At 73.5% G+C, this 4,516-nt stretch carries 2 protein-coding genes; both read right to left on the reverse strand.

The window, feature by feature from the left end; all coding sequences use genetic code 11:
* A partial coding sequence (locus ACGF12_RS37930; protein ID WP_393041024.1) for a type I polyketide synthase occupies nt 1-1,962 on the reverse strand: 1,962 nt, incomplete at its 3' end.
* A gap of 53 nt (nt 1,963-2,015) precedes the next feature.
* Nucleotides 2,016-4,516: SDR family NAD(P)-dependent oxidoreductase (locus ACGF12_RS37935; RefSeq protein ID WP_393041027.1), on the reverse strand; the 2,501-nt coding region annotated here is incomplete at its 5' end.

A 4,516-nucleotide genomic window follows, 5' to 3' on the forward strand; every position in this document is an offset into this window, starting at 1 on the left:
GTCGGGGCGTATGCCGAAGGATTCGGTGAGGCGGTAGCAGGCGACCTCGTGGGCGAAGAGTGCGGCCTGGGTGTAGGCGGTCTGGTCCAGCAGTGAGGCGTCATCGCTGCCGGGCTCGGCGAACACGACCTCGCGCAGCGGCCGCTCCAGGTGGCGATCGAGTTCGGCGCTGACCTCGTCGAACGCCGCGGCGAAGACGGGGAAGGTGTCGTAGAGCTCACGGCCCATCCCCGGACACTGGGAGCCCTGGCCGGAGAAGAGTACGGCGAGCTTGCCGCGGCGGGCCTGGCCGGTCACGACACCGACGGCCTCCCGGCCCTCGGCCAGGGCGCGCAGCCCGTCCAGGAACCCGTCCCGGTCGGAAGCCACTACACCCGCGCGGTGTTCGAACATTGAACGCGTCGTGGCCAGCGAGAACGCCACGTCCACCGGACGGAGTTCCGCGTCCGCCTCGACGTGCTCCAGCAGCCGCTGGGCCTGCGCCTGCACCGCTTCCGAGGTCCGGCCGGACAGCAGCCACGGCAGCACGGCCGGAGCGGAGCTGTCGGAGTCGGCCGTCTCATCCGCCTCGGCCTGCGCCGGGGCCTGCTCGATGATCACGTGGGCGTTGGTGCCGCTGACGCCGAACGCGGACACGGCGGCACGGCGCGGTTCGCCGGTCTCCGGCCAGGCGGTGGCCTCGGTCAGCAGCTCGACCGCGCCGGCCGACCAGTCCACCTCGGGCGTCGGCTCGTCGACGTGCAGGGTCTTGGGCAGCACGCCGTTGCGCATCGCCATGACCATCTTGATCACGCCGCCGACACCGGCCGCGGCCTGGGTGTGACCGATGTTCGACTTCAGCGAGCCGAGCAGCAGCGGACGCTCCTCGTTCCGCTCCTGGCCGTAGGTGGCGATCAGGGCGTCGGCCTCGATCGGGTCGCCGAGGCGGGTGCCGGTGCCGTGGGCCTCGACGGCGTCGACCTGGCCGGCCGTCAGGCCCGCGTTGGTGAGGGCCTGGCGGATGACGCGCTGCTGGGAGGGGCCGTTGGGGGCGGTGAGGCCGTTGCTGGCGCCGTCCTGGTTGACGGCGCTGCCGCGGACGACGGCCAGGATCTGGTGGCCGTTGCGCTGGGCGTCGGAGAGCCGCTCGACGAGCAGCATGCCGACGCCCTCGCCCCAGCCGGTCCCGTCCGCGGCGGCCGCGAAGGACTTGCAGCGGCCGTCGGCGGCCAGCCCGCCCTGGCGGCTGAACTCCACGAAGGCGGTTGGCGCGGACATGACGGTCGCGCCGCCGGCGAGGGCGAGGTCGCACTCGCCGTTGCGCAGGGCCTGGACGGCGAGGTGCAGGGCCACCAGCGACGAGGAGCAGGCGGTGTCGACCGTGACGGCCGCACCTTCGAGGCCCAGCACGTAGGAGAGGCGCCCGGAGAGCACCGCGCCGGACCCGCCGGTGAGCAGGTGCCCCGAGAACTCCTCCGGAACGGCGTCCAGGTTGCTGCCGTAGCCGGCGTGCGAGCCGCCGATGAACACGGCGGCCCGGCCTCCCCGGGTCGAGTCCGGCGTGATGCCGGCGTGTTCGAAGGACTCCCAGGCCGCCTCCAGCAGCAGGCGCTGCTGCGGGTCCATGGCGGTGGCCTCGCGGGGGCTGATGCCGAAGAAGGTGGCGTCGAATCCGCCCACGTCGTAGACGAATCCGCCCTCGTGGGCGTCGCTGCGGCCGGGGCGCTGCGGGTCCCGGTCGAGCAGTGCGTCGAGGTCCCAGCCGCGGTCGGTCGGGAGGGCGGAGACCGCGTCCCGACCGGCCGCGACCAGCTGCCACAGATCCTCGGGCGAACGGACGTTGCCCGGGAATCGGCAGCTCATGCCGACGATCGCGATCGGCTCGTGCAGGCCCGACTCGAGCTCACGAAGCCGCTCGCGAGTCTCCTTCAGGTCGGCGGTAACCCACTTGAGGTAGTCCCGGAGCTTGTCTTCGTTGGCCATGTTCAAACCTTTACGTTGCTGAGAAATCTGTCGGGCGGCTCGGGACGGGGAGGTCAGGAACGCCCGAATTCCTCGCGGATGAAGTCGAAGAGCTCGTCGTCCGAGGCATCGTCGAGTTGCTGCATGGCAGCTGCGTGGTGCTTGCCGGCGGCCACCGCGCCGAGCTGGGTGAGCAGCTCCTGCAGGCGGGTGACGACGGTGGAGCGCACGTCGTCGTCCGGGAGGAGCGTGGAGACGGCCGTCTCCAGCCGCTCCAGCTCGGCCAGCGCGGACGGCGCCTCCGGTGCAGCCGGCGCTTCGGCGCTCTCCTTGACCAGCCGGTCCCGCAGCAGCCCGGCCAGGGCCGTCGGGTTCGGGTGGTCGAAGGCGAGGGCGGCCGGGAGCCGGAGCCCCGTGGCCTTGTTGAGGCGGTTGCGCAGTTCGACGGCGGTGAGCGAGTCGAGGCCCAGCTCCTTGAAGGCGGTGGTCGCGCTCACGGAGTCCTGGCTCGCGTGCCCGAGGACGCCCGCCACGGTGCCGCGGACCAGGTCCAGCAGGATCTGGTCCTGGACGGCGGCCGTCTGCCCGGCCAGCTGTTCGGCCAGGCCCGAGACCGTTCCGTCGGTACGGTCGCCGCCCTCGGCTTCGGCCGCGTGGATCCGCTGGACCTCGGGCAGGGCGTCGAGCAGCGGGCGGCGGCGTGCCGCCGTGAAGCCGGGAACGAAGCGCGCCCAGTCCACGTCGGCCACGACCAGGCAGGTCTCCTCGTGGTCGAGCGCCTGCTGCAGAGCGTCCAGGGCCAGCGTCGGCTCCATGGCGAGGACTCCGCGGCGGGCCAGCTGCTCGGCCGCCGTGCCGTCGGACGCCATGCCGCCGCCGGCCCAGGAACCCCAGGCCACGGACGTCGCCGGCAGACCGGCGGCCGCGCGCAGCCGGGCGAGGGAGTTCAGGAAGGCGTTCGCGGCCGCGTACGCGCTCTGGCCGCCGCTGCCCCAGACCCCGGCGTTGGAGGAGAAGAGGACGAAGGCGTCGAGGTCGTCGTCCCGCAGCAGTTCGTGCAGGTTGACGGCGCCGGAGGCCTTCGCCGACAGGACGTCCGCGAACTCGGCGAGGTCCGTCGCGTCGAGGGTGCTCGCCTGCACGACACCGGCCGCGTGGAACACCGAGCGGACCGGCGAACCGGAGTCGCGCAGCCCGGCGAGCAGGGCTGCCAGCGCGCCGCGGTCCGCGACGTCGCACGCGGCGAACGTCACCCGGGCGCCGAGCGCGGTCAGCTCGGCCTCCAGCTCCGCGGCTCCCGCGGCTCCCGCACCGCTCCGGCTGGTCAGGACGAGGTGCTCGGCACCGCGCTCGGCCAGCCTGCGGGCCACATGGGCCCCGATCCCGCCGGTGCCGCCGGTGATCAACACTGTGCCCTGCGGCTTCCAGGCGTGGGCCGCCCGGGAGTCGCCGAGCGGAGCGTGGACGAGCCGGCGCACGAAGAGGCCGTTCCCGCGCACCGCCAGCTGGTCCTCGGCCGAGCCGAGGCCGGTCAGCGCGGCCGCGATCCGGGCCACGGAACGATCGTCGGGCTCCTCGGGAAGATCGATCAGACCACCCCAGCGCTGCGGGTGCTCCAGGCCCACGACCCGGCCCATGCCCCAGAGCTGGCTCTGGTCCGGGCGGATCGGGGCGTCGGCGGTGCCGGCGACCTGGACCGCGCCACGGGTACCGATCCACAGCGGCGCCTCGAGCCCGGCGTCGCCCAGCGCCTGGACGAGCGCCAGCGTCCCGGCCACCGCACGCGGCACCACCGCGTGGGCGGGGTGGGCCGCCTCGTCCAGGGCGAGCAGCGAGAGCACGCCGGTCACGGCCGTGCCGGAGACCTCGAACTCCCGCAGTCGCCGGGCCAGCTCGGAACGCTCCGTGTCACCCGCGGCCGACTCGACGACCACGGCCTCCGCGCCGCTCGCGGCGAGCGCCCGCGCGGTCGCCTCCACCCACGCGTCGGACCGCTGCCCGGCCGGGCACACCAGCAGCCAGGTCCCGGACAGGACGGCGGTACCGGGGACACCGACAGCCGGCTGCCAGTCGACCCGGTAGCGCCAGGAGTCGACGAGCGAGCGGTTCCGGCGGCGGCGACGCCACGAGGACAGCGCCGACAGCGTCGGCAGCAGCTCGGTCAGGGGTGCCTGGCCCGGGGTGACGTCGGCCTCGAACTCGTGGGCGAGGGTCTCCAGGTCCTCGTTCTCGACGGCCTGCCAGAACAGCGCATCGGTCGGGTCGACCTCGGCCGGGGCGCTGGTGGCCTTGTGGGCCGGGTTCTGGGTGAGCCAGTAGTGCTGGTGCTGGAAGGCGTAGGTGGGGAGCGTGACCTTTTCGCCGTCCTTGAGGAGGGTGGTGAGGTCGGTGGTGTGGCCGTGGGTGTGGAGGGTGGCGAGTGAGGTGAGGAAGCGGTGGAGGCCGCCCTCGTCGCGGCGGAGGGTGCCGGTGGTGAGGACGGTCTCGGTGGCCTCGACCGCCTCGGTGGTCTGTTCGATGCCGTAGGTGAGGACGGGGTGGGGGCTGACCTCGACGAAGGTGGTGTGGCCGAGCT

The organism is Kitasatospora sp. NPDC048296 (assembly GCF_043201815.1).
Lineage (GTDB): Bacteria > Actinomycetota > Actinomycetes > Streptomycetales > Streptomycetaceae > Kitasatospora.